General features: G+C 59.1%; 1 protein-coding gene. It reads right to left on the bottom strand.

Annotated elements, in window-relative coordinates; all coding sequences use genetic code 11:
• On the bottom strand, window positions 1–345 hold a 345-nt coding region (locus AB4209_RS20625; RefSeq protein ID WP_372057171.1), incomplete at both ends, for a VCBS domain-containing protein.

Here is a 345-nt window from a genome sequence, read left to right as displayed (position 1 = left end):
GTTTCTAGCGTGATTTCTGAGTCGTCTTCCGCACCATTGATGGTGATCGTGATGGTTTCTGTATCTGCGCCATCCGCCGTCGGGATCGTGTACGTCACCGTCTCGCTTTCATTCGCATCCAGGTACTGCACCGCGTCGTTATTCACGGTGTACGTCCACGTACCATCGGCTGCGATGCTTAAGCTGCCCAGCTCGGAGCTCACGGTTGAGTTGTCCGCATCGAACACTGGCGTGCCGAACGCGCCATCGCCGTCCGCATCGGTCAGCGTCACGCTGCCCGTCGTGGTTAGGTTGCCGTCAGTCACCGCAACGTCTTCCGTCACGCTGCCTGTATCGCTGTCGCCA

The sequence above is a fragment of the Vibrio sp. 10N.286.48.C11 genome (assembly GCF_041469805.1).
Taxonomy (GTDB): domain Bacteria; phylum Pseudomonadota; class Gammaproteobacteria; order Enterobacterales; family Vibrionaceae; genus Vibrio; species Vibrio crassostreae_C.
This window is presented reverse-complemented; position numbering and strand designations above follow the sequence as displayed.